Origin of the sequence: Pseudomonas proteolytica (genome assembly GCF_007858275.1) — a bacterium.
GTDB classification, from domain to species: domain Bacteria; phylum Pseudomonadota; class Gammaproteobacteria; order Pseudomonadales; family Pseudomonadaceae; genus Aquipseudomonas; species Aquipseudomonas proteolytica.
The window spans coordinates 137,338-160,344 of the sequence record NZ_VFEV01000010.1 but is presented as its reverse complement, the minus strand read 5'-3'; the positions used below and the strand labels follow the sequence as shown (position 1 = coordinate 160,344).

Annotated in this window: 21 protein-coding genes; 6 read left to right on the top strand and 15 right to left on the bottom strand. The window is 60.0% G+C overall.

Annotated elements, in window-relative coordinates; all coding sequences use genetic code 11:
- Positions 1 to 392: 392 nt before the first annotated feature.
- From FIV38_RS09930 to FIV38_RS09905, 6 genes are all read left to right on the top strand, one after another.
- On the top strand, positions 393 to 1,487 hold the full coding sequence (locus tag FIV38_RS09930) for an ABC transporter ATP-binding protein (RefSeq protein WP_029293318.1): 1,095 nt from the start codon (positions 393 to 395) through the stop codon (positions 1,485 to 1,487).
- Positions 1,487 to 2,584, top strand: coding sequence for an ABC transporter ATP-binding protein (locus tag FIV38_RS09925; protein ID WP_092239083.1), 1,098 nt, complete (start codon positions 1,487 to 1,489; stop codon positions 2,582 to 2,584). The genes FIV38_RS09930 and FIV38_RS09925 overlap by 1 nt, the downstream gene beginning before the upstream one ends.
- Positions 2,581 to 3,447 (top strand): carbohydrate ABC transporter permease, encoded by an 867-nt coding sequence (locus tag FIV38_RS09920; protein ID WP_029293322.1) that lies wholly within the window; start codon positions 2,581 to 2,583, stop codon positions 3,445 to 3,447. Before FIV38_RS09925 ends, FIV38_RS09920 begins: the two co-directional genes overlap by 4 nt.
- A 10-nt stretch (positions 3,448 to 3,457) precedes the next feature.
- On the top strand, positions 3,458 to 4,258 hold the full coding sequence (locus tag FIV38_RS09915) for a carbohydrate ABC transporter permease (RefSeq protein WP_017735079.1): 801 nt from the start codon (positions 3,458 to 3,460) through the stop codon (positions 4,256 to 4,258).
- Positions 4,259 to 4,268: 10 nt separating this feature from the next.
- Positions 4,269 to 4,541, top strand: coding sequence for a DUF2160 domain-containing protein (locus FIV38_RS09910; RefSeq protein ID WP_029293327.1), 273 nt, complete (start codon positions 4,269 to 4,271; stop codon positions 4,539 to 4,541).
- Between the two features lie 166 nt (positions 4,542 to 4,707).
- Entirely contained in the window at positions 4,708 to 6,450 is a 1,743-nt protein-coding gene (locus tag FIV38_RS09905; protein ID WP_092239087.1) for an ABC transporter substrate-binding protein, read from the top strand.
- A 73-nt stretch (positions 6,451 to 6,523) separates the two neighbouring features.
- Here the strand turns inward: FIV38_RS09905 and FIV38_RS09900 are convergent, their stop codons facing one another.
- The 15 genes from FIV38_RS09900 to FIV38_RS09830 all read right to left on the bottom strand — a co-directional run bounded on the left by FIV38_RS09900 (position 6,524) and on the right by FIV38_RS09830 (position 22,354).
- The gene (locus FIV38_RS09900; protein ID WP_070995473.1) at positions 6,524 to 6,838 is read right to left on the bottom strand and encodes a helix-turn-helix domain-containing protein; all 315 of its coding nucleotides are present in this window, start codon (positions 6,836 to 6,838) and stop codon (positions 6,524 to 6,526) included.
- Positions 6,835 to 7,179 (bottom strand): type II toxin-antitoxin system RelE/ParE family toxin, encoded by a 345-nt coding sequence (locus FIV38_RS09895; protein ID WP_070995472.1) that lies wholly within the window; start codon positions 7,177 to 7,179, stop codon positions 6,835 to 6,837. Before FIV38_RS09895 ends, FIV38_RS09900 begins: the two co-directional genes overlap by 4 nt.
- A gap of 236 nt (positions 7,180 to 7,415) precedes the next feature.
- Positions 7,416 to 8,879, bottom strand: a complete 1,464-nt coding sequence (gene nuoN / locus FIV38_RS09890) for an NADH-quinone oxidoreductase subunit NuoN (RefSeq protein WP_029293335.1) — start codon at positions 8,877 to 8,879, stop codon at positions 7,416 to 7,418.
- Between the two features lie 7 nt (positions 8,880 to 8,886).
- Positions 8,887 to 10,419, bottom strand: a complete 1,533-nt coding sequence (gene nuoM / locus FIV38_RS09885) for an NADH-quinone oxidoreductase subunit M (protein ID WP_029293337.1) — start codon at positions 10,417 to 10,419, stop codon at positions 8,887 to 8,889.
- 39 nt (positions 10,420 to 10,458) lie between these two features.
- A complete protein-coding gene (gene nuoL, locus FIV38_RS09880) occupies positions 10,459 to 12,312 on the bottom strand; it encodes an NADH-quinone oxidoreductase subunit L (RefSeq protein WP_029293339.1) in 1,854 nt (617 codons plus the stop codon).
- The gene (nuoK, locus tag FIV38_RS09875; RefSeq protein WP_003174727.1) at positions 12,309 to 12,617 is read right to left on the bottom strand and encodes an NADH-quinone oxidoreductase subunit NuoK; all 309 of its coding nucleotides are present in this window, start codon (positions 12,615 to 12,617) and stop codon (positions 12,309 to 12,311) included. Before nuoK ends, nuoL begins: the two co-directional genes overlap by 4 nt.
- Before the next feature lie 2 nt (positions 12,618 to 12,619).
- Positions 12,620 to 13,123, bottom strand: a complete 504-nt coding sequence (gene nuoJ / locus FIV38_RS09870) for an NADH-quinone oxidoreductase subunit J (protein ID WP_092239089.1) — start codon at positions 13,121 to 13,123, stop codon at positions 12,620 to 12,622.
- 9 nt (positions 13,124 to 13,132) lie between these two features.
- Positions 13,133 to 13,681, bottom strand: a complete 549-nt coding sequence (gene nuoI / locus FIV38_RS09865; RefSeq protein ID WP_003174725.1) for an NADH-quinone oxidoreductase subunit NuoI — start codon at positions 13,679 to 13,681, stop codon at positions 13,133 to 13,135.
- A gap of 11 nt (positions 13,682 to 13,692) precedes the next feature.
- On the bottom strand, positions 13,693 to 14,700 hold the full coding sequence (gene nuoH / locus FIV38_RS09860) for an NADH-quinone oxidoreductase subunit NuoH (RefSeq protein ID WP_017737147.1): 1,008 nt from the start codon (positions 14,698 to 14,700) through the stop codon (positions 13,693 to 13,695).
- A complete protein-coding gene (nuoG, locus tag FIV38_RS09855; RefSeq protein WP_070995471.1) occupies positions 14,697 to 17,411 on the bottom strand; it encodes an NADH-quinone oxidoreductase subunit NuoG in 2,715 nt (904 codons plus the stop codon). The genes nuoH and nuoG overlap by 4 nt, the downstream gene beginning before the upstream one ends.
- A 135-nt stretch (positions 17,412 to 17,546) precedes the next feature.
- Positions 17,547 to 18,902 carry an NADH-quinone oxidoreductase subunit NuoF gene (gene nuoF / locus FIV38_RS09850; RefSeq protein ID WP_029293356.1) on the bottom strand — a complete coding sequence of 452 codons (1,356 nt, stop codon included), beginning with the start codon at positions 18,900 to 18,902 and terminating at the stop codon, positions 17,547 to 17,549.
- On the bottom strand, positions 18,899 to 19,396 hold the full coding sequence (gene nuoE, locus FIV38_RS09845) for an NADH-quinone oxidoreductase subunit NuoE (RefSeq protein ID WP_029293358.1): 498 nt from the start codon (positions 19,394 to 19,396) through the stop codon (positions 18,899 to 18,901). The genes nuoF and nuoE overlap by 4 nt, the downstream gene beginning before the upstream one ends.
- Before the next feature lie 2 nt (positions 19,397 to 19,398).
- Complete coding sequence (gene nuoC, locus FIV38_RS09840; protein ID WP_029293360.1) at positions 19,399 to 21,183, bottom strand: NADH-quinone oxidoreductase subunit C/D; 1,785 nt, start codon at positions 21,181 to 21,183, stop codon at positions 19,399 to 19,401.
- A gap of 72 nt (positions 21,184 to 21,255) precedes the next feature.
- Entirely contained in the window at positions 21,256 to 21,930 is a 675-nt protein-coding gene (locus FIV38_RS09835; RefSeq protein WP_012724951.1) for a NuoB/complex I 20 kDa subunit family protein, read from the bottom strand.
- Positions 21,931 to 21,940: 10 nt separating this feature from the next.
- Positions 21,941 to 22,354: an NADH-quinone oxidoreductase subunit A gene (locus FIV38_RS09830; RefSeq protein WP_003219575.1), complete on the bottom strand. Its 414-nt coding sequence runs from the start codon at positions 22,352 to 22,354 to the stop codon at positions 21,941 to 21,943.
- Positions 22,355 to 23,007 lie beyond the last annotated feature (653 nt).

Here is a 23,007-nt window from a genome sequence, read left to right as displayed (position 1 = left end):
TTTGGGCTGCGAAGCAGCCCCAATAAGCCGAATGCGTTGTACCAGATACACCGCAGCGGCTGGTTTTGGGGCTGCTTCGCAGCCCAGCGCGGGGCAAGCCCGCTCGCCACAGGGGAGTTCGTCAGTTTCTGAAAGTTGTGTAAATACTTATGGCCATCGCAGGCAAGCCAGCTCCCACAGGTTGAACGGTTTTGCTGAGCTTATTCAGTGTTGTTCAGAACTGTTCATTGTCAACCCGGCGGTTGTTCAATTGTTCAGCTGTGAATGTTCATTTCTGTTCAGCACTGAGCAACGGTTCTGCCTAAGTCCCTATTAAATAAATGCTTTTTGTTATTGGCACGAAACTCGCTCTGACCTTGGAAGAACAATTCCAATAAGAAAAAGGGCGTGTCATGTCATTGACCCTGGAACATGTGACCCGCGTTGTCGAAGGCCAGACCTGGATCGACGACGCCAACCTGCGCTTTGAAGCCGGCTCCTTCAATGTGTTGCTGGGCCGTACGCTGTCTGGCAAAACCAGCCTGATGCGCCTGATGGCCGGCCTGGACAAGCCTGACAACGGGCGCATCCTGATGAACGGCGTCGATGTCACCCACAAGCCAGTGCGCTTGCGCAATGTTTCAATGGTGTACCAGCAGTTCATCAACTACCCGACCATGACCGTGTTCGAGAACATCGCCTCGCCTTTGCGCCAGGCCGGGGTGTCCAACGAACTGATCCGCAGCAAGGTGCTGGAAACCGCGAAGATGCTGCGCATCGACAAGTTCCTGCAACGTCATCCCCTGGAGCTGTCCGGTGGCCAGCAGCAACGCACGGCCATGGCCCGGGCGCTGGTGAAGGACGCCGAATTGATTCTGTTCGACGAGCCGCTGGTGAACCTGGACTACAAACTGCGTGAAGAGCTGCGTCAGGAAATGCGCGAGCTGTTCAAGGCTCGCAACACCATTGCCATCTATGCCACCACGGAGCCCAACGAGGCCTTGGCGCTGGGCGGCACCACGACCATCCTCCACGAAGGTCGGGTGATCCAGAGCGGCAAGGCCGCCGAGGTCTATCACCAACCGCAGACGGTATTGGCGGCCGAGCTGTTTTCCGAACCGCCCATCAACCTGATGCCGGGGCGTATCAGCGGTAATGAAGTGAGTTTCGCCAACGATGTGCACTTTCCGTTGAACGTGGACCTGCGCCCGATTGGTGAGGGCGAGTTCCGGTTCGGCGTGCGCCCCAGCCATATCAGCCTGGTGCCCAGCAACGACGATGACCTGGAACTGGCGGTAACCGTGGAAGTGGCGGAGATCAGCGGCTCGGAAACCTTCCTGCATGTGCGCAGCGAGCATTTCTTGCTGGTGCTGCACCTGCCGGGAGTCCACGAGTACGACGTGGATGCGCCGATCCGGATCTATATTCCGACCCATAAACTGTTTGTGTTCGATGGCCAGGGCCGGTTGGTCCAGGCCCCCGGGCGTCGTGTCGCGAGGGTTGCCTGATGGCCGAGATCCATTTGCAGAACCTGGCGCATAGCTACAGCCCTACACCTGCAGGGCCTGAAGATTACGCCATTCGCGAAATGAACCACATCTGGGAGCAGGGCGGCGCCTACGCCTTGCTCGGTCCTTCGGGCTGTGGCAAGTCAACCTTACTCAACATCATCTCCGGCTTGCTCAGCCCTTCGGAAGGCCAGGTGCTGTTCGACAGCACGGTGGTGAATGACCTCACCCCGGAAAAGCGCAATATCGCTCAGGTGTTCCAGTTCCCGGTGGTCTACGACACCATGACGGTGTTCGATAACCTGGCATTCCCCCTGCGTAACCAGGGGATGGCCGAGGCGAAAGTGCACAGCAAGGTGCAGGAAATTGCCGAAGTGCTCGACCTGCAGAACCTGCTGGGCAAAAAAGCCCGCAACCTCAGTGCCGATGAAAAGCAAAAGGTCTCAATGGGCCGTGGCCTGGTGCGCGATGACGTCTCCGCGATTCTGTTCGACGAGCCGCTGACGGTGATCGATCCGCACCTGAAGTGGAAACTGCGGCGCAAGCTCAAGCAGATCCACGAGCAGTTCAACATCACCATGGTCTACGTCACCCACGACCAATTGGAGGCCTCGACCTTTGCCGACAAGATAGCGGTGATGTACGGCGGGCAGATTGTGCAGTTCGGCACACCGCGGGAGTTGTTCGAGCGTCCCAGTCATACCTTTGTCGGCTATTTCATCGGTAGCCCGGGGATGAATCTGATTGAGGTGCAGGCCGATGCAGGTGGGGTACGGTTTGGCGGAACACATCTGGCGTTGTCCGAGGTGCAGCAGTGGCAACTCGCGGAAAAGGACTACAAAAAACTCCAGGTCGGTATTCGTCCCGAGTTTATCCATGTCTGGGATGAGCCCAATACCGACGCGTTGCAAGCCGACGTCATACATGTCGAAGACCTGGGCACCTACAAGATCCTGACCCTCAACCTCGACGGCGCGCCGTTGAAAGTGCGTCTGGCCGAAGACAAACCGGTGCCCGAGGGCCGGGCCTCGATCAGTTTTCCGGCGCAATGGCTGATGGTGTATGCCGACGATTACCTGCTGGAGGCGCGGCCATGAACAAGGTGCAGAACAACAAGGCCTGGTGGCTGGTGTTGCCGGTGTTCCTGCTGGTGGCGTTCAGTGCGGTGATCCCGATGATGACCGTGGTCAACTACTCGGTGCAGGACATTTTCGATCAGTCCAGCCGCTATTTCGTCGGGGCCGACTGGTACAAACAAGTGCTGCTGGACCCACGTCTGCATGACTCGCTGTTGCGCCAGTTCATCTATTCGGCATGTGTGTTGCTGATCGAGATCCCCCTGGGTATTGCCATTGCCCTGACCATGCCCACCAAAGGCCGCTGGTCGTCCCTGGTGCTGATTGTGATGGCCATCCCGCTGCTGATCCCGTGGAACGTCGTCGGCACCATCTGGCAGATCTTCGGCCGTGCCGATATCGGCCTGCTGGGCTCGAGCCTGAATGCCATGGGCATCAACTACAACTACGCCGCCAACACCATGGATGCCTGGGTCACGGTGCTGGTGATGGATGTATGGCACTGGACATCCCTGGTGGCGCTGCTCTGCTACTCGGGGCTGCGGGCTATACCGGATGTGTACTACCAGGCGGCGCGGATTGATCGGGCATCGGCCTGGGCCGTATTCCGACATATCCAACTGCCGAAGATGAAGAGCGTGCTGCTGATCGCGGTGATGCTGCGTTTTATGGACAGTTTCATGATCTATACCGAGCCTTTTGTACTGACCGGCGGTGGGCCGGGAAATGCGACGACCTTTCTCAGTCAGACCCTGACCCAGATGGCTGTCGGTCAATTCGACCTGGGCCCGGCTGCCGCGTTTTCCCTGGTGTATTTCCTGATCATCCTGTTGGTGTCCTGGCTGTTCTACACCGCCATGACCCACTCCGACGCCAACCGCTGAGGCCGCCAACATGAGCAAGCGCAAAGTCATTCCGCTGCTGATCTACATCCTGTTCCTGCTGGTGCCGATCTACTGGCTGTTGAACATGTCCTTCAAGAGCAACACCGAAATCCTCGGCGGCCTGACGCTGTTTCCGCAGGATTTCACCTTGGCCAACTACAAGGTGATCTTCACCGACCCCAGTTGGTACACCGGGTATCTCAACTCGCTGTACTACGTGAGCCTGAACACGGTTATTTCCCTGACCGTGGCGCTACCGGCGGCCTACGCGTTTTCGCGCTATCGCTTCCTTGGCGACAAGCACCTGTTCTTCTGGCTGCTGACCAATCGCATGGCGCCGCCGGCGGTGTTCCTGTTGCCGTTTTTCCAGCTGTATTCGTCCATTGGCCTGTTCGATACCCATATCGCCGTGGCCCTGGCCCACTGCCTGTTCAACGTACCGCTGGCGGTGTGGATCCTGGAAGGCTTTATGTCAGGGGTGCCCAAGGAGATCGACGAAACGGCCTACATTGATGGTTATAGCTTTCCGAAGTTTTTCGTGAAGATCTTTATCCCGCTGATTGGCTCGGGAATCGGTGTCACGGCGTTTTTCTGCTTTATGTTTTCCTGGGTCGAACTGCTGCTGGCGCGCACCCTGACGTCCGTCAATGCCAAGCCGATTGCCGCCGTGATGACCCGCACCGTGTCCGCGTCGGGCATTGACTGGGGCGTGCTGGCGGCTGCCGGAGTGCTGACCATCCTGCCGGGCATGCTGGTGATCTGGTTTGTTCGCAACCATGTGGCCAAGGGCTTTGCCCTGGGCCGGGTCTGAGGAAACGATGATGGAATGGATGGCCTGGACCACCCCGACTGCGCTGTTTTTTGCGGCAATTGCCTTGTTGCTGGCAGGCATGACCACGTGGGAACTGCGCTCGCCGAGCATTCCCCGGCGCGGTTTGTTACCGATCAGCACGACACGTGGTGATCGCTTGTTTATCGGTCTTCTCGGGAGCGCCTACCTGCATCTGCTGGTGATCGGCGTTACCGGCTGGAGCATCTGGGTGGCGTCCGCGCTGTCTGTGGTGTGGCTGTTGTCTGTGATGCGTTGGGGCTGAGGTGGTCCCCATACCCCTGTAGGAGCGAGCTTGCTCGCGAAAGTCGTCAACGATAACGCAGGTTGTCTGGATTAACGCGGTGTCTTGGGGTTTTTCGCGAGCAAGCTCGCTCCTACACGGGGCGGGGCTTCTGTCGGACCCGTCTGAAATCAACCAGGAGGTCTCTATGTTCGATAAAAACAATAAGCTGCGACATAGCATTTCATTGGCCGCCGTCTTGGCCCTCAGCGGTTTGAGTGCTGTGGCCTGGGCCGATGCGTACGAAGATGCCGCGAAGAAGTGGATCGGCAGCGAGTTCAAACCGTCCACCCTGACGGAGGCCCAGCAGCTTGAAGAACTGAAGTGGTTTATCAAGGCCGCCGAGCCGTTTCGTGGGATGAAGATCAATGTGGTGTCGGAAACCCTCACCACCCACGAGTACGAATCCAAGGTGCTGGCCAAGGCCTTCAGTGAAATCACCGGGATCAAGCTGACCCACGACCTGCTGCAGGAAGGCGACGTGGTGGAGAAACTGCAAACCCAGATGCAGTCGGACAAGAATATCTATGACGGTTGGGTCAACGATTCCGACCTGATTGGCACGCACTTTCGCTATGGCAAGACCGAGTCCATCACCGACCTGATGGCCAACGAAGGCAAGGACTTCACCTCGCCGACCCTGGACCTCAAGGACTTTATCGGCATCTCGTTTACCACCGCGCCGGACGGCAAGATCTATCAGTTGCCCGACCAGCAGTTCGCTAACCTCTACTGGTTCCGTGCCGACTGGTTCGAGCGCGCCGACCTCAAGGCCAAGTTCAAGGAAAAGTACGGCTATGAACTGGGCGTGCCAGTGAACTGGTCGGCCTATGAGGACATCGCCAAGTTCTTCAGTGAAGACGTCAAGGAAATCGACGGCAAGCGCGTGTATGGCCATATGGACTACGGCAAGAAAGATCCTTCCCTGGGTTGGCGCTTTACCGATGCCTGGTTCTCCATGGCCGGTGGTGGCGACAAGGGCCTGCCCAACGGCTTGCCGGTGGACGAGTGGGGGATCCGGGTCGAGGATTGCCACCCGGTGGGGTCTAGCGTGACCCGTGGCGGCGACACCAACGGCCCGGCTGCGGTATTTGCCACGCAGAAGTATGTCGACTGGATGCGCGCCTATGCGCCACCGGAAGCGGCAGGCATGACCTTCTCCGAGTCCGGGCCGGTGCCGTCCCAGGGCAACATCGCGCAGCAGATCTTCTGGTATACCGCCTTTACCGCTGACATGACCAAGCCCGGCTTGCCGGTGATGAACGCCGACGGCACGCCGAAGTGGCGCATGGCACCGTCGCCACGCGGGCCGTATTGGGAGGAGGGGATGAAGCTGGGGTATCAGGACGTGGGTTCCTGGACGTTCCTCAAGTCCACGCCTGAGAAACAAAAACTCGCGGCTTGGCTCTACGCGCAGTTCGTGACGTCGAAAACCGTTTCCCTGAAAAAAACCATCGTCGGCCTGACGCCCATCCGCGAATCCGACATCAACTCCCAGGCCATGACCGACCTAGCCCCCAAACTCGGCGGCCTGGTGGAGTTCTACCGCAGCCCGGCGCGGGTGCAGTGGACACCGACGGGCACCAACGTGCCGGATTATCCGCGCCTGGCCCAACTGTGGTGGAGCCACATTTCGGAAGCCGCCAGCGGCGAGAAAACCCCGCAACAGGCGCTGGATGGCCTGGCCAAGGACCAGGACGCGATCATGACGCGCCTGGAGCGCTCCAAAGTGCAGCCGATCTGCGGGCCGAAGATGAACCCCGAGCGCGATGCCCAGTACTGGTTCGACCAGCCGGGCGCACCGAAGCCGAAACTGGCGAACGAGAAACCCAAGGGTGAAACCGTGAACTATGCCGATTTGCTCAAGTCGTGGGAGGCGGCGCGCAAGTGAGGTAGGGCGGATAGCAAAACGGCACCGTGAGGTGCCGTTTTTGCTGATGTGGGAAAGATCGCTTCACCTACGATCAGCTAAGCAACGCCAGGCGCTCCACCGTATCCGGGAATTTTGATACCAGACGAATCAACGTGGCTGCCTGGGCATTGGGGCGTGCGCGACCTTGCTCCCAGTTTTCCAGGGTGCGTGTATTGGTGCGTAGGTACATGGCAAATACAGCACGGGAAAGATTGAGTTGTTGTCGTACTGCAATCACGTCTTCAGCGGTAAGAGGGGCCAGTTTGTTTTGCTGCACGGTATGAGTACGTAGGGTGACCTTGCCTTGGCGCTCGTTGGCCAAGGCATCGAAGCCTTCGACCAGTTCGGAATAAATGTCACGTTTCATGTGAATCCTCTCGCGTTGATTTCCCTGTCCAGCAGTTGCTTGAGGGCTTTTTTGTGTTGTGGGCTCAAGTCGCTTTGCTCGTGCTTGCCGTACAGCGTGAACAACCAAAATTGAGTGCCGCCTGACCACCAGTAGTAGATGACGCGTAATCCACCCCGTTTGCCTTTGTTTCGTCGTTCATCGACGAAGCGCAGCTTGCGTAACCCACCGGTGCCTTCCATCACGGCTCCCGCTTCGGGGTTCTTCATTAGCTCTTGTTGAAAGCCGTGAAACAGTTCGTCAGTCAGGTAGTCCTTGCGGTACCGCTCAAAGGGCGGCAATTCGATAAATAGAGCATCCATGTTCTGTACGTAGCCTGCGTATAGTTTGGTGGCCCATCTGCCAGGGGTCAAGTGAGCCTGACGTGGGATTCTTCCTAAAGCGCATACACCATACGAGCGGCTCTGGCAGGTATATGCCAGACACGGAGGCATTTCAGTAAGGAATATTCCTTGAGGGGCAGGGAGCTTGAACCTTTCCCAGAAACGCAAAACGGCACCCTAAGGTGCCGTTCTGTTTACTGCTTGAGCTTAAGCGATCAACCCGCCATCACCGCATGCTGCACCAGGGTGAGCAACGGTTGTGGGTACACGCCCAGGAAGAATGCCAGCAGGGCGATAGCCAGCAGCATCACGCCGCCTGCTTTCTGTTCCCAGTGCAACTCGGCATCCACACGGCGCAGGTTTGGCTCGATCAGGTACAGGGTGACCATCACGCGCAGGTAGTAGAACACGCCGATGGCACTGCCCAGCACCAGGGAGGCAACCAGCCACCATTCGTGCGCTTCGACACCGGTTGCGACGATGTAGAACTTGCCGATAAAACCTGCGGTCAGCGGGATGCCGGCCAGGGACAGCATCATCACGGTCAGCACGGCGGTCAGGTACGGACGGCGCCAGAACAGGCCGCGGTATTCGTACAGGGCGTCGGCGTCACGGCCTTTGTAAGGCGAGGACATCAGGGTAATCACGCCAAACGCGCCGAGGCTGGTGATCACGTAGGTGACCAGGTACACGCCGATGGCTTCCACGGCCAGGCCTTTGCTCGCCACCAGGGCGATCAGCAGGTAGCCGAAGTGGGCGATGGACGAGTAACCCAGCAGACGTTTGAGGTTGTTCTGGGTCAGGGCCAGCAGGTTACCGAATAGGATCGACGCAATGGCGATCACGGTCAGCACGTCGCTCAGCACGCCGGTGTTGGCGGCAGGGGAGATCTGGAACAGACGCACCATCACCGCAAACACTGCAACCTTAGAGGCGGTTGCCAGGAACGCGGCCACTGGCGCCGGGGCGCCTTCGTACACGTCTGGGGTCCACAGGTGGAACGGTACCAGCGACAGCTTGAACGCCAGGCCGATCAGCATCATGGCCAGGCCCAGTTGGGCGATGGGCGCAGGCATGCTGGTGGTGGCCAGGGCGTGGCCGATACCGCTGAAGCTCAGGCTGCCGGCTTCGGCGTAGAGCAGGGCCATACCGAACAACAGGAACGCGGAGCCGGCGGCCGACAGCACCATGTACTTGATGCCGGCTTCCAGGGAGCGCTTGTTGAAGAAGGCGTACGCCACCAGGCCGTAGGTCGGGATCGACAGCAGTTCCAGGCCGATGAACAAACCGGCCAGGTGCTGCGCGCTGACCAGCACGATACCGCCGGCCGCAGCCAGCAGGATCAGCAGGTACAGCTCTTCGCGGTTGCCCGGGTAGCCGGTGCCGCCTTCGCCGAGGTAAGCGTGGGCGAGGGTGACGCAGGCCAGTGTCGCAACGAGGATCAACGCGGTGTACAGCAGCGCGAAGTCATCGATCATGACCAGCGGGGTGACCGCCAGCGGGGCGACCTTGAGTGCCGGGATAATCGACAGCAAGGCCAGGTTCAGGCCTGCGGTGGACAGCAGGAACGTCTGCGAGTGATTGCGGCGCCAGGCGATTGCCAGCATCACCACCACAATGGTGAGGCTGGTAATCAGCAGCGGCGCAAGCGCGATAAAGTGTTGGATCGTGAATTCCATAGCGCTCTTACCGGGCCGAAGCGAGTTGAGTGAAGGCGGTGCTCAACCACTGCTGCACGCCATGCATCGTGGCGGCAGAGGTGTCGAGGAACGGTTGCGGATACACGCCGATGTACACCAGCAGTACCGCAAGGCCGAGCACCATGATCAGTTCGCGAGCATCCATCCCTTTAAGGACGGCGTCCGACTTGGTCGGGCCGAAGTAGGCGCGGTGGATCATGATCAGCGAGTAGACCGAACCGAACACCAGGCCGGAAGTGGCAATCGCGGTGATCCATGGCGCACTGACGAAGCTGCCCATCAGGATCAGGAACTCACCGACAAAGTTACCCGTACCCGGCAAGCCCAGGGACGCGGCGGCAAAGAACAGGCTGATCGCCGGCAGGTACGCGATACGCGACCAGATGCCGCCCATCTCACGCATGTCACGGGTGTGCAGGCGCTCGTACAACTGGCCACTGAGGATAAACAGTGCGGCGGCTGAAACACCGTGGGCCAACATCTGGATCACTGCGCCTTGCAACGCCAGCTGGCTGCCGGAGTAGATGCCGATCAGTACGAAACCCATGTGGGAAACGGACGAGAAGGCAATCAGACGCTTGATGTCGGTTTGCGCGAAGGCCAGGAATGCACCGTAGAAGATCCCGATCAGACCCAGGGTCATGGCGATCGGCGCAAACTCGGCCGAAGCATTCGGGAACAGCGGCAGGGCGAAACGCAGCAGGCCGTAGGCCGCCGTCTTCAACAGGATACCGGCCAGGTCCACGGAACCTGCGGTTGGCGCCTGGGCGTGAGCGTCAGGCAGCCAGGAGTGGAACGGCACCACCGGCAGCTTCACCGCGAAGGCGATGAAGAACCCGAGCATGAGGATGTACTCGGTGGTCATCGACATCTTGGTTTTCAACAGGTCGGCGTAGTTGAAGGTAATCACGCCGGTGTTGTTGAAGTTGACCAGTACCAGGCCCAGGATCGCCACCAACATGATCAGGCCGGAAGCCTGGGTGAAGATGAAGAACTTGGTCGCCGCGTAGATCCGGGTTTTCTTGCCGTCCGAAGAGCTGTGACCCCAGAGCGCGATGAGGAAGTACATCGGCACCAGCATCATTTCCCAGAAGAAGAAGAACATGAACAGGTCGAGGGCGAGGAATACGCCGACCACGCCGCCCAGGATCCACATCAGGTTCAGGTGGAAGAAGCCCACGTGACGCTCGATTTCTTTCCAGGAGCAGAGTACCGAGAGGATACCCAGCAGGCCGGTCAGCAGGATCATCAACAGCGACAGGCCGTCGAGGGCCAGGTGCACGTTGATGCCGAAGCGTTCGATCCAGACGTGCTTGAACTCAAGCGCGAAGGTTGGATCGACACCCGGTGCCGGAGCAAATGAATAGTCGCCATGGGCCCACAGCCAGAGGCCGAGTGCGAGTTCCAGGGACATGGTCAGCAACGCAATCCAGCGGGGCAGGGTGGCGCCGAAGCGTTCACCCATCCAGCAGAGCAGGCCGCCGATAAAGGGGATCAGGATTAGCCAGGGCAGAATCATGACGGGCTCGTTTCCTTTCGCAAGTTCGCAAAGTTCATATCAGACCGCTACCACTACGATGGCGCCGATCACCAGCACGGCACCAGCCGCCATGGAAGCTGCATACCAACGCAATTGGCCGGTCTCGGTGCGGCTCAGGGCGGTGTGACCGGCCTTGGCAGCACGCGGGATCAAACCAATGGTCTGGTCGAGCGGGTCTTTGCGCAGTACATGGCTGATCGCAAGGTAAGGCTTGACGAACAGTTTGTCGTAGATCCAGTCGAAGCCCCAGGCGGCGAACCACCAGGCCGAAAGGAAGCGGCCAATGCCACTGTTGGCCACGGCAGTGACGAAGCGACGCTTGCCGAGGAACAGCATGGCCGCCAGCAGGATACCGGCGATGGCGATGGCGCCCGAGGCGATTTCCAGGCTGTGCTTGGCGTCACCGCCAGCATGTCCAACACTTTGTGGCAGTACGCCAGCCAGTGGCGGGGTGATCATGGCGCCGACGAAGGTCGACAGGATGATCAGCACCGACAGCGGCAGCCAGTGGGAGATGCCGTGGCCTGCGTGGGCTTCAGTCTTGGCTTCACCGTGGAAGGTGATGAAGATCAGGCGGAAGGTGTACAGCGAGGTCATGAACGCACCCACCAGACCGGCGTACAGCAGGCCTTGGTTACCGCTGGCAAAGGCTTCCCAGAGGATTTCGTCTTTGGAGTAGAAACCTGCGGTCACCAGTGGCAGGGCTGCGAGTGCGGCACCACCGACGATGAAGCTGGCGTAGGCCAACGGCAGTTTCTTCCACAGGCCACCCATCTTGAAGATGTTCTGCTCGTGGTGGCAGGCAACGATCACCGCACCGGAAGCCAGGAACAGCAGGGCCTTGAAGAAGGCGTGGGTCATCAGGTGGAAGATCGCGCCGTCCCAGGCGCCGACGCCCAGGGCCAGGAACATGTAGCCGATCTGGCTCATGGTCGAGTAGGCGAGGATGCGCTTGATGTCGGTCTGCACCAGCGCGGCGAAGCCGGCCAGTACCAGGGTCACGCCACCTACCAGGCCCACCAGGTGCAGGATTTCTGGCGCCAGGGTGAACAGGCCGTGGGTACGGGCGATCAGGTAGACACCGGCGGTCACCATGGTGGCGGCGTGGATCAGTGCCGACACCGGGGTAGGACCGGCCATGGCGTCTGCCAGCCAGGTTTGCAGTGGCAGTTGTGCCGATTTACCGACAGCGCCACCCAGCAGCATCAGGGTCGCCAGGGTGATCCAGAAGTCGCCGACCTGGAATTTCTGTGGTGCCAGCACCAGCAGTTCCTGGATATTCAGCGTGCCCACCTGTTGGAACAGGATGAACAGGCCGATGGCCATGAACACGTCGCCGATCCGGGTCACGACAAAGGCTTTGAGTGCTGCATTACCGTTGTTGCGGTTGCTGTAGTAGAAACCGATCAACAGGTACGAGCACAGGCCCACGCCTTCCCAGCCGAAGTACAGGAACAACAGGTTATCGCCCAGTACCAGGAACAGCATGCTGGCGATAAACAGGTTGGTGTAGGCGAAGAAGCGCGAGTAACCGGCCTCACCGCGCATGTACCAGGACGCGAACAGGTGGATCAGGAAACCCACGCCTACCACCACGCCGAGCATGGTGATCGACAGGCCGTCGACGTACAGGGCGAAGTCAGGCTTGAAGCCCTCGACCGCCATCCATTGCCACAGCACCAGGGTGTAGTGACCGGCTTCGGGTGGTGCAACGTTGAATTGCCAGATGACGTAGGCGGCGACAATCGCCGACAAGCCAATGGAACCCACGCCGACCAGGGCCGAGAGGTTTTCCGACCAGCGTCCACGGGAGAACGACAGCAGCAGGAAACCGATCAGGGGGAATACGAAAGTCAGAAAGATCATGTTCATCCGCGCATCTCACTGGCAGCGTCGATATCAAGCGTGTGGAAGCGACGATACAGTTGCAGCAGGATCGCCAGGCCAATACTGGCCTCGGCGGCTGCCAGGCTGATCACCAGGATGAACATGACTTGTCCATCCGGCTGGCCCCAACGCGCACCTGCCACGATGAAGGCCAGTGCTGCAGCGTTCATCATGATTTCCAGGCTCATCAACACGAACAGGATGTTACGGCGAACCATCAGGCCGACCAGGCCAAGGCAGAACAGGATGCCGGCGACCGCCAGACCATGCTCCAAAGGGATAGCAGGCATCGTCATTGCTCCTTGGCTTCGTTGCGGCCCAAGTGGAAGGCAGTGATGGCTGCAGCGAGCAGCAGCATCGAAGCCAGTTCGACCACCAGCAGGTACGGGCCGAACAGGCTGATGCCCACGGCCTTGGCGTCTACGGTGGTGTGGCCGATGGCCTGGCCGCTCTGGTGAGCGAACAGCACATACAGCAGTTCAGCCAGCAGCAGGGCTGACAGGATCACCGGGCCAAGCCAGATGCCGGGCTTGAGCCAGACGCGCTCCTGGGCGACCGAAGCCGGCCCCAGGTTGAGCATCATCACCACAAACACGAACAGCACCATGATGGCGCCAGCGTAGGCGATTACTTCCAGGACACCGGCAAACGGTGCGCCGAGGCTGAAAAAGGTCATGGCCACGGCGATCAGCGAAATGATCAGGTAGAGCAGGGCGTGCACGGGGTTGGTGTTGGTGATCACGCGAAGCGTGGACACCACTGCAATACCCGATGCGAAATAGAAAGCGAATTCCATCTTTCTTCCTTAAGGCAGCAAGCTCTTCACGTTGATCGGCTCGGCTTCGTTTTGTGCGGCGCCCTTGGGCTTACCGGCAACGGCCATACCTGCAACACGATAGAAGTTGTAATCAGGGTTTTTACCGGGACCGGAGATCAGCAGATCTTCTTTCTCGTACACCAGGTCCTGACGTTTGAACTCGGCCATCTCGAAATCCGGTGTCAGCTGGATCGCGGTGGTCGGGCAAGCTTCCTCGCACAGGCCGCAGAAAATGCAGCGCGAGAAGTTGATGCGGAAGAAGTCCGGGTACCAGCGACCGTCTTCGGTTTCAGCTTTCTGCAGGGAGATACAGCCCACCGGGCACGCCACGGCGCACAGGTTGCAGGCTACGCAACGCTCTTCGCCGTCGGGGTCGCGGGTCAGTACGATGCGGCCGCGATAGCGCGGCGGCAGGTACACCGCTTCTTCCGGGTATTGCAGGGTGTCGCGTTTGCGAAAGCCATGGCCGAAAACCATCACCAGGCTTCGCAACTGGGTACCGGTACCCTTAACGATGTCGCCAATATATTTGAACATGGGTCAAATCCTCACTGAACCGCGCCCGCTGGCGTGTTCAACAACACAACGGCAGCAGTCACCAGCAAATTGATCAGGGTCAGCGGCAGGCAGAAGCGCCAGCTGAAATCCATCACCTGGTCGTATCGTGGACGCGGAATGGAAGCGCGCAGCAGGATAAACAACATGATGAAGAACGCGGTCTTGAGGAAGAACCAGAAGAACGCCAACTGCGGCAGGATGCCGAACGGACCGTGCCAGCCGCCAAAGAACAGCGTGACCAGCAGGGCCGAGATCAAGATGATGCCGATGTACTCACCGACGAAGAACATGCCCCATTTCATGCCGGCGTATTCAATGTGGTAACCGTCGGCCAGTTCCTGTTCTGCTTCCGGCTGGTCGAAGGGGTGACGGTGAGTCACGGCCACGCCAGCGATGAAGAAGGTACAGAAGCCAAAGAACTGCGGAATGATGAACCACAGGTTCTGCGCCTGGTACTCAACGATGTCGCGCATGTTGAACGAGCCAACCTGCACCACGATGCCCATCAGCGCCAGGCCCATGAACACTTCGTAGGACACAGTCTGGGCCGAGGCCCGCAAGCTGCCCAACAGGGCGAACTTGTTGTTACTGGCCCAACCGGCGAACAGCACCGCGTAGACCGACAGGCCGGCCATGGCGAAGAAGAACAGCAAGCCGATGTTCAGGTCCGCCACGCCCCAGGTCGGGGTGATCGGGATGATCGCGAAGGCAATCAGCAAGGCGCTCATGGCCACGACCGGTGCCAGGGTGAAGATCACCTTGTCGGCAAACGGCGGGGTCCAGTCTTCCTTGAAGAACATTTTCAGCATGTCGGCAGCGATCTGGAACATGCCGAACGGGCCAACGCGGTTCGGACCGTAACGGTCCTGCCACCAGCCCAGCAAGCGACGTTCGACGAAGCTGAGCAGGGCGCCCGCGACGACCACGGCCAGCAGGATCACGATGGCCTTGACCACCGAGATGATCACGTCGATCACTTCAGGAGTGAACCAAGTCATTGCGCTGCCTCCTGCAGACCGTCAACGGTGTGGCCGAAGATCGCAGGCGGAATGCCAGCGATACCTTTTGGCAGGCCAACCAGGCCAGCACCCAACTCATCGTTGATGCGCAGCGGCAGGCGCAGGGTCTGGCCGCCTACGTTCAAGCTGAGCAGGGCACCGTCGTTGACGCCCAGGCGGTCGGCTTCGGACTTGGCCAGCGCCACGTAGGCAGCCGGGATGCGCTCTTGCACCGGCGCGGCCTTGGAAGAGTTCTCTTCGCTGCCGAACAGGTGGAAAAACGGCACAACCTGCCAGGTGCCCTGGGCCGGGTTGAACGGACGCGGTACGGCCGCGAACCAGTTCAGCGAGTCGCCGGTGCTTTCGATCAGGCGGGTGCCCGGGTCGCCAGCGCGGATATGACCACCGACTTCGTCCTGGAACTTGTTCCAGGCCTGCGGCGAGTTCCAGCCCGGCGACCAGGCGAAAGGCACCTGCTGACGTGGCTCGACCGAACCCGAGTAACCTTCCATGGAGAAGGCAAACGCGGTGTCGTTGTCTTGCGGGGTACGCGGTTCGTGCACGCTGATGTCAGCGCGCATGGCGGTACGCCCGGAGTAACGCAGCGGCTCGCGGGCCAGCTTCATGCCCTTGATGCGGAACGCGGCGGACGGTGCGGCATCGACGATACGCGCCAGTTGCGGTGCGCTGGAGGCGACGGCAGCGGTGACGTGGTCGAGCTGGGTCCAGTCGATCGGCTGGTTCAGCAGGGTTGCGCGCAGGGCATGCAGCCAGCGCCAGCCTTCGTGAACCAGGATGCTGGCGTCCATGTACTTGGGATCGAACACCTGGAAGAAGCGCTGGGCGCGGCCTTCCTGGCTGACCAGGGTACCGTCGCCTTCAGCGAAGGTAGCGGCTGGCAGCACCAGGTGGGCACGGTCGCTGGTAGCGGTCTTCTGGTGATCGGCGACGATCAGGACTTTGGCGGCGTCCAGTGCAGCGTCAACCTTGGCGGCATCGGTGCGGGTGTACAGGTCGTTTTCCAGCACCACGATGGCGTCGGCATTGCCGTCGATCACCGCTTGCAGGGCTGCGTCCACGGACTCGCCGCCGAGCATGGCCAGGCCAAGGCTGTTGGCTTCCGGTACAACCAGGCTGATGGAGCCGTTCTTGTCGCGCAGCTTCAGGGCCTTGGCGATGTTGGCGGCGGCTTCGATCAGTGCCTTGGAACCCAGGGAGGTACCGGCAATGATCAATGGGCGCTTGGCCGCCAGCAGGGCGTCGGCGATGCGCTGGGCCAGGGCCACGGCTTCTGCGTCGAGGCCTTCGACGGCAGGGGCGCTGGCGTCGAGGGCGTGGGCCACGGCGAAACCGATGCGTGCCAGGTCGTCGGGTGCTGCGTGCACGCACTCTTCGGCGATATCGTCGAGCTTGGTTTCAGCGATGCTGGCGATAAACAGCGGGTTCAGCGCGTGCTGGCCGATGTTTTTCACCGCAGCGTCGAGCCAAGGCTGCACGCGCATGGCGTCGGCCATTTCTTCGGCCTTGCCTTTGACCGACTGGCGCAGGGACAGCGCGATACGCGCAGCGGTCTGGGTCAGGTCTTCACCGAGTACGAAGATTGCGTCGTGGTCTTCGATGTCGCGCATGTTTGGCACTGGCAGCGGGCTGTCGTTCAGCACCTGGAGGACCAGGCGGATGCGCTCCAGCTCAGCGGCTTCGATACCACTGTAGAAGTGCTCGGCACCGACCAGCTCGCGCAACGCGTAGTTGCTTTCGAGGCTGGCGCGTGGCGAACCGATACCGACGATGTTACGGCCGCGCAGCAGGTCGGCGGCTTTATCCAGTGCGTCGTCCAGGCTCAGCTTGGCGCCATCGGCCAGCAACGGCTGGCGCGGACGGTCTTCGCGGTTGACGTAGCCATAGCCGAAACGGCCACGGTCGCACAGGAAGTACTGGTTGACCGAACCGTTGAAGCGGTTTTCGATGCGACGCAGTTCACCGTAGCGCTCGCCCGGGGAAATGTTGCAACCGCTGGAGCAGCCATGGCAGATGCTCGGGGCGAACTGCATGTCCCACTTGCGGTTGTAGCGCTCGGAGTGAGTCTTGTCGGTGAACACACCGGTCGGGCAGACCTCGGTGAGGTTGCCGGAGAACTCGCTTTCGAGCACGCCGTCTTCAACGCGACCGAAGTACACGTTGTCGTGGGCACCAAAGACGCCCAGGTCGGTGCCGCCGGCGTAGTCTTTATAGAAGCGTACGCAGCGGTAGCAGGCGATGCAGCGGTTCATTTCATGGGAAATGAACGGGCCCAGTTCCTGGTTCTGGTGGGTACGCTTGGTGAAGCGGTAGCGGCGCTCGTTGTGGCCGGTCATCACCGTCATGTCTTGCAGGTGGCAGTGACCGCCTTCCTCACAGACCGGGCAGTCGTGGGGGTGGTTGGTCATCAGCCATTCGACAACGCTGGCGCGGAACGCCTTGGATTCTTCATCTTCGATGGAGATCCAGGTGTTGTCGGTGGCTGGGGTCATGCAGGACATGACGATACGACCACGGGTGTCGTTTTCGTCGGTGTACTGCTTGACCGCACACTGGCGACAGGCACCGACGCTACCGAGCGCGGGGTGCCAGCAGAAATAAGGGATGTCGAGGCCTAGTGACAGACACGCCTGTAACAGGTTGTCTGCCCCATCGACTTCGAGCGCTTTGCCGTCTACGTGGATAGTGGCCATGGTTCAAAGTTCTTCGTTGGCCCGTTGTCAGCGGGCGTGGCTAATGGAATCTTGTTATTCATGTGCATCAACACAGCCATCAAGGCGTCAGCACATGACAAAGCGAAGGGCACGGACCCTTCGCTTATTGAAGCGTTACGCGCCGACTACGATCGGCTTTGCCAGAGGTGGGACGGCGGCGCTTTTGGGCGCGATGCCGGCTTCGAACTCCGAGCGGAAGTACTTGATTGCGCTGCCCAGTGGCTCCACGGCGCCCGGTGCGTGAGCACAGAAGGTCTTGCCAGGGCCGAGGAAACCGACCAGGCCCAGCAGGGTCTCGATATCCCCCGGCTGGCCTTCGCCTTTCTCGATGGCCATCAGGAGCTTGACGCTCCATGGCAGGCCGTCGCGGCACGGAGTGCAGAAACCACAGGATTCACGGGCGAAGAACTGCTCCATGTTGCGCAGCAGCGAGACCATGTTCACGGTGTTGTCCACCGCCATCGCCAGGCCGGTACCCATCCGGGTGCCCACCTTGCCGATGCCGCCGGCATACATCTGTGCGTCGAGGTGCTCAGGGAGCAGGAAGCCGGTACCGGCGCCGCCTGGCTGCCAGGCTTTCAGGGTGTAGCCGTCGCGCATGCCGCCGGCGTAGTCCTCGAACAGCTCGCGGGCGGTCACGCCGAATGGCAGTTCCCACAGCCCCGGGTTCTTGACCTTGCCGGAGAAGCCCATGAGCTTGGTGCCCATGTCTTCGCTGCCTTCGCGGGCCAGGGATTTGTACCAGTCCACGCCGTCGGCGATGATCGCCGGCACGTTGCACAGGGTCTCGACGTTGTTAACGCACGTCGGCTTGCCCCACACGCCAACAGCAGCGGGGAAGGGCGGCTTGGAGCGCGGGTTGGCGCGGCGGCCTTCGAGGGAGTTGATCAGGGCGGTTTCTTCACCGCAGATATAACGCCCGGCGCCGGTGTGCACGAACAGCTCGAAGTCGAACCCCGAACCGAGGATGTTCTTGCCCAACAGGCCTGCGGCCTTGGCTTCTTCCACGGCACGGTTCAAGTGCTTGGCGGCAGTGGTGTATTCGCCACGCAGGAAGATGTAGCCACGGTAGGTTTTCAGCGCACGGGCGCTGATCAGCATGCCTTCGATCAGCAGATGGGGCAGTTGCTCCATCAGCATGCGGTCCTTCCAGGTGTTGGGCTCCATTTCATCCGCGTTGCACAGCAAGTAGCGGATGTTGATGGATTCGTCTTTGGGCATCAGGCCCCACTTCACACCCGTGGGGAAGCCAGCACCGCCGCGACCTTTAAGGCCGGCGTCCTTCACGGTCTGGACGATATCGTCCTGGGCCATGTCGGCAAAAGCCTTGCGCGCTGCGGCATAGCCGTTCTTGGCCTGGTACTCGTCAAGCCATACAGGCTCGCCGTCGTCACGCAGGCGCCAGGTCAGCGGGTGGGTTTCGGCCGAACGCTTGATCAGGTTGGCCGGGCCAAAGGAAGTCAGGGTCATGGGTAGCCCTCGAGCAATTGGGTGACGCCAGAGGCCTGGACGTCGCCGAAAGTGTCGTCGTCGATCATCAACGCCGGCGCTTTGTCGCAGTTACCCAGGCAGCACACCGGCAGCAGGGTGAAACGCCCGTCTGCAGTGGTTTGGCCGAGGCCGATGCCCAGCTTGCTCTGGATCGCGTCAACCACCGACTCGTGGCCGCCGATGTAGCAGACCATGCTGTCGCACACGCGGATGATGTGGCGGCCAACCGGCTGGCGGAAGATCTGGCTGTAGAACGTGGCCACGCCTTCAACGTCGCTGGCCGGGATGCCGAGGATCTCGCCGATGGCGTAGAGGGCGCCGTCGGGCACCCAGCCACGTTCCTTCTGGACGATCTTCAAGGCTTCGATCGACGCTGCGCGCGGATCTTCGTAGTGATGCAGCTCGTGCTCGATGGCCGAGCGCTCGGTTTCACTCAAGGTGAAACGGTCTGTCTGGATAAGCGTGCTGTTCATGCTTAGCGGTCCACGTCGGCCATAACGAAATCGATACTACCCAGGTACGCAATCAAGTCCGCGACCATCTCGCCTTTGATCACCGAAGGGATCTGCTGCAAGTGCGCGAAGCTTGGGGTACGAATCCGGGTGCGGTAGCTCATGGTGCCGCCATCGCTCGTCAGGTAATAACTGTTGATACCCTTGGTCGCTTCGATCATCTGGAAGGACTCGTTGGCCGGCATCACCGGGCCCCACGAGACTTGCAGGAAGTGCGTGATCAGGGTTTCGATGTGTTGCAGGGTGCGCTCTTTAGGCGGCGGCGTGGTCAGCGGGTGATCCGCCTTGTACGGGCCTGCCGGCATGTTGCGCATGCACTGCTCGATGATCTTCAGGCTCTGGCGCATTTCTTCGACGCGCACGATGCAGCGGTCGTAGGCATCGCCGTTGGCCGCCAGCGGGACTTCGAACTCGAAGTTCTCGTAGCCGGAGTACGGGCGCGCCTTGCGCAGGTCGAAATCGCAACCGGTCGAACGCAAGCCCGCACCGGTGACGCCCCATTCCAGGGCTTCCTTGGTGTTGTACTGCGCGACGCCGATGGTCCGACCCTTGAGGATGCTGTTGTCCAGGGCGGCTTTCTGGTACTCGTCCAGACGCTTGGGCATCCAGTCGATGAATTCCTTGACCAGGCGCTCCCAGCCATTCGGCAGGTCGTGGGCCACACCGCCGATGCGGTACCAGGCCGGGTGCAGGCGGAAGCCCGTGATGGCTTCGATGACCTTGTAGGCGCGCTGACGGTCGGTGAAGGTGAAGAACACCGGGGTCATGGCGCCGACGTCCTGGATATAGGTACCCAGGAACAGCAGGTGGCTGGTGATCCGGAAGAACTCGGCCATCATGATGCGGATGGTGTCGACCCGGTCCGGGACCTTGATGCCGGCCAGCTTCTCGACCGAGAGCACGTACGGCAGGTTGTTCATCACGCCGCCGAGGTAGTCGATACGGTCGGTGTACGGGATGAAACTGTGCCACGACTGGCGCTCGGCCATCTTCTCGGCACCACGGTGGTGGTAGCCGATGTCGGGCACGCAGTCGACGATTTCTTCGCCGTCCAGCTGCAGGATGATACGGAATGCACCGTGGGCCGAAGGGTGGTTCGGGCCCAGGTTGAGGAACATGTAGTCCTCGTTGGTGCCGGAGCGCTTCATGCCCCAGTCTTCCGGGCGGAAACGTGCGGCTTCCTCTTCAAGCTGCTGCTTGGCGAGGTTGAGGCTGAACGGATCGAATTCAGTGGCGCGGGCCGGGAAGTCCTTGCGCAGCGGGTGACCTTCCCAGGTCGGCGGCATCATGATGCGGGTCAGGTGCGGGTGGCCCGGGAAGTCGATACCGAACATGTCCCAGACTTCACGCTCGTACCAGCTGGCGTTCGGCCAGATACCGGTCACGGTCGGGATGCTCAAGTCGCTTTCGTTTAGTGCGACCTTGATCATCACGTCGCTGTTACGTTCCAGCGACATCAGGTGATAGAACACGGTGAAGTCCGCGCCGCTCGGCAGCCCCTGGCGCTTGGTGCGCAGGCGCTCGTCCACGCCATGCAGGTCATAGAGCATGACGTACGGCTTGGGCAGGTTGCGCAGGAAGGTCAGGACTTCGACGAGTTTGGCGCGCGCCACCCACAGCACTGGCATACCGGTGCGTGTGGCCTGGGCGGTGAAGGCGTCAGGGCCAAAACGGTTGTTGAGTTCGACGACCACATCCTGGTCGTCTGCCTTATAAGGCGGGATGTACAGAGCACTGCCTGTAGTCATGGTTTTTTATCGCTTTCGGTCAACGTAAAGAATGAAGCCAGGTTTTCGTTCTATAAAAGAAGCGGTGCTGGATCAGACTTCGTCGGGGCTGCGCAGGTTGGTGACTGCGATTCGCTGTTCGCGGCGCTGTTCCTTTTGTGACGGCATCTCGGCGCGGTACACGCCCTGATCTCCGACAACCCAGGAAAGTGGGCGACGCTCCTTGCCAATCGATTCCTGCAGCAACATCAAGCCTTGCAGGAACGCTTCAGGACGGGGCGGGCAGCCAGGCACGTAGACGTCCACGGGCAGGAACTTGTCCACCCCCTGAACCACGGAGTAGATGTCGTACATGCCACCGGAGTTGGCGCACGAACCCATGGAGATAACCCACTTTGGCTCGAGCATTTGCTCGTAGAGACGCTGGATGATCGGCGCCATCTTGATAAAGCAGGTACCGGCGATAACCATGAAATCCGCCTGGCGCGGCGATGCCCGGATAACTTCGGCGCCAAAGCGCGCGATGTCATGGGGCGCCGTGAAGGCGGTGGTCATTTCCACGTAGCAGCACGAAAGGCCGAAGTTGTACGGCCACAGGGAATTCTTGCGCCCCCAGTTGACCGCGCCACTCAGCACGTCTTCCAGCTTGCCCATGTAGATGTTTTTGTGGACTTGATCTTCTAACGGATCGGAGACGGTTTCCCGTTCGCCGATGGGGTACTGATCGTTAGGAGCATCCGGGTCGATCCTGGTGAGATTGTATTGCATCGCCAAAGCCTCATTGTTTCAGCTTCGCTTGCCGCTTGCGACGAGCTTCCGGAGCCCAGTCAAGGGCGCCCACTCGGAACAGGTAGACAAGACCTGCCAACAGAATTGCTATGAAAACGAGAGCTTCGACGAATCCGGTCCAGCCGCTTTCGCGGACGGACACAGACCAGGCAAAGAGAAAGAGGGCTTCGATATCGAAGATCACGAACAGCATCGCGACCAGATAGAATTTGGCTGAGAGCCGCAAGCGGGCGCCACCTGTAGGTAGCATGCCGGACTCGAACGGTTCGTTTTTGCTGCGGCCCCAGGCTTTTGACCCGAGGAGGCTGGAAACACCGAGCATGAAGGCGCAAAGGCCGACAACACCGAGGAGGAAAATGGCAAAGCCCCAGTTGTGGGCCATGAGTCCTGTCGCTTCGGTCATGCTGGAAATCCTTAACAGAGAGCAAAGGTCTCTGAGCTCGAAAAAGTAACGACGCAGTGACGATATGTCGCAGCGCAATCAATCGCGGTGATTTTATGGCTAAACACCTAGCAAGTAAAATTCCTGTAGCTAATTTATTCGCTGAATTAAGGACATAGTGCACCTTTATGGGGCTGTAGCCCAGACGCTGCGGGCATTAGCTTGATTTTAATCAATTGTGTTTTGTTTAGGGTGTAACGAAGTTTTAATGCTCTAAATGATAATGAATATTGTTTGCGGGAGTTTTAAGCGGGTGTTGAGTGCGTCGCGGGAAAAGTTGTTGTTACTTGCCCGTTAGGCGCAAGTTGTCAGCGCACAACTTTTAACTGAATTTTCCTGGGCGAATACCGCTCTGGATCAAGGTTTTGCGCAAAAACATCAGGCTGGCCGCATTTTTATTGTGGGAGCGGGCTTGCTCGCGAAAGCGGTGCATCAGCCAGCAGTTTTTTGACTGACACACCGCTTTCGCGAGCAAGCCCGCTCCCACATTTTGATCTTCGCAGGGGTGGGAGGGTTTTCTCGGGGCAAAAAAAACGCCCCGAACCAGTCGGGGCGTCAGATCGTGCGGCACTGCGGTTAGCTTTCTATCGGGCCCGCAATGGCCGTGTACTCAG

Bases quoted from the DNA above. Each gene is read 5' to 3' on its own strand.
- FIV38_RS09930 (WP_029293318.1), top strand. From the start codon at position 393: ATGTCATTGACCCTGGAACATGTGACCCGCGTTGTCGAAGGCCAGACC.
- FIV38_RS09925 (WP_092239083.1), top strand. From the start codon at position 1,487: ATGGCCGAGATCCATTTGCAGAACCTGGCGCATAGCTACAGCCCTACA.
- FIV38_RS09920 (WP_029293322.1), top strand. From the start codon at position 2,581: ATGAACAAGGTGCAGAACAACAAGGCCTGGTGGCTGGTGTTGCCGGTG.
- FIV38_RS09915 (WP_017735079.1), top strand. From the start codon at position 3,458: ATGAGCAAGCGCAAAGTCATTCCGCTGCTGATCTACATCCTGTTCCTG.
- FIV38_RS09910 (WP_029293327.1), top strand. From the start codon at position 4,269: ATGGAATGGATGGCCTGGACCACCCCGACTGCGCTGTTTTTTGCGGCA.
- FIV38_RS09905 (WP_092239087.1), top strand. From the start codon at position 4,708: ATGTTCGATAAAAACAATAAGCTGCGACATAGCATTTCATTGGCCGCC.
- FIV38_RS09900 (WP_070995473.1), bottom strand. From the start codon at position 6,838: ATGAAACGTGACATTTATTCCGAACTGGTCGAAGGCTTCGATGCCTTG.
- FIV38_RS09895 (WP_070995472.1), bottom strand. From the start codon at position 7,179: ATGGATGCTCTATTTATCGAATTGCCGCCCTTTGAGCGGTACCGCAAG.
- nuoN (WP_029293335.1), bottom strand. From the start codon at position 8,879: ATGGAATTCACGATCCAACACTTTATCGCGCTTGCGCCGCTGCTGATT.
- nuoM (WP_029293337.1), bottom strand. From the start codon at position 10,419: ATGATTCTGCCCTGGCTAATCCTGATCCCCTTTATCGGCGGCCTGCTC.
- nuoL (WP_029293339.1), bottom strand. From the start codon at position 12,312: ATGAACATGATCTTTCTGACTTTCGTATTCCCCCTGATCGGTTTCCTG.
- nuoK (WP_003174727.1), bottom strand. From the start codon at position 12,617: ATGCCTGCTATCCCTTTGGAGCATGGTCTGGCGGTCGCCGGCATCCTG.
- nuoJ (WP_092239089.1), bottom strand. From the start codon at position 13,123: ATGGAATTCGCTTTCTATTTCGCATCGGGTATTGCAGTGGTGTCCACG.
- nuoI (WP_003174725.1), bottom strand. From the start codon at position 13,681: ATGTTCAAATATATTGGCGACATCGTTAAGGGTACCGGTACCCAGTTG.
- nuoH (WP_017737147.1), bottom strand. From the start codon at position 14,700: ATGACTTGGTTCACTCCTGAAGTGATCGACGTGATCATCTCGGTGGTC.
- nuoG (WP_070995471.1), bottom strand. From the start codon at position 17,411: ATGGCCACTATCCACGTAGACGGCAAAGCGCTCGAAGTCGATGGGGCA.
- nuoF (WP_029293356.1), bottom strand. From the start codon at position 18,902: ATGACCCTGACTTCCTTTGGCCCGGCCAACCTGATCAAGCGTTCGGCC.
- nuoE (WP_029293358.1), bottom strand. From the start codon at position 19,396: ATGAACAGCACGCTTATCCAGACAGACCGTTTCACCTTGAGTGAAACC.
- nuoC (WP_029293360.1), bottom strand. From the start codon at position 21,183: ATGACTACAGGCAGTGCTCTGTACATCCCGCCTTATAAGGCAGACGAC.
- FIV38_RS09835 (WP_012724951.1), bottom strand. From the start codon at position 21,930: ATGCAATACAATCTCACCAGGATCGACCCGGATGCTCCTAACGATCAG.
- FIV38_RS09830 (WP_003219575.1), bottom strand. From the start codon at position 22,354: ATGACCGAAGCGACAGGACTCATGGCCCACAACTGGGGCTTTGCCATT.